Source organism: Nocardioides sp., assembly GCF_024509035.1.
GTDB lineage: Bacteria > Actinomycetota > Actinomycetes > Propionibacteriales > Nocardioidaceae > Nocardioides.
On sequence record NZ_JANINT010000427.1, the window covers coordinates 15,989 to 16,604 of the forward strand.

Here is a 616-nt window from a genome sequence, read left to right on the forward strand (position 1 = left end):
AGGTCTCGGACCTCGCCGCCGACCGGCGGTCGGTGACGGTCAATCGCGTGATGTTGGAGTTGCCGATCGCGCAGACGGGGAATGGCACTCCCTACCTCTTCAAGGACTACCCAAAGGAAGGGCCGCGAGGCACGCCCAAGCGCATCTCGCTGGGTGATGACGCACAGGCTTGCATTAAGCACGTAATTCACACTCGAGGACTCGGCGAAGACGATCTCCTCCTCTCCATGCCTAACAAGGCTGGGCTCACAGGACTCATCGAGCGAGCCACGTTCGGCAAGCAATCGAACCAGGTCTCATCGGGCAACTGGACAGTTCTCCGCACGCAGGCATGGCCAGGGGGTCTTCCGATTTCTCGGACCTTCTTCAGAGAGTGCGTTTGGCGCGTCGGGATCGAACGGGCCGGCCTTCCTTACCGTAAGTTTCACGCTTTACGCGCGAGCCACATCAGCTGGTTGCTTGCAGGCGGAGTAGATCTGCCTGCGGTGATGGAACGCGTCGGACACACGCAGTTCACTACAACCCGCCGCTACACCAAGGCGATGGAGGATGCTGACCGCCGCGCGCTGGAAGGCTTGGAGTCGATCAAGTCTCGATACGGAGTCACCCCCAGGCG

Annotated in this window: 1 protein-coding gene; it reads left to right on the forward strand. The window is 61.0% G+C overall.

From position 1 onward, the window contains the following. The coding region (locus Q0L15_RS23070) for a tyrosine-type recombinase/integrase (protein WP_296607199.1) at positions 1-616 on the forward strand (616 nt) is incomplete at both ends.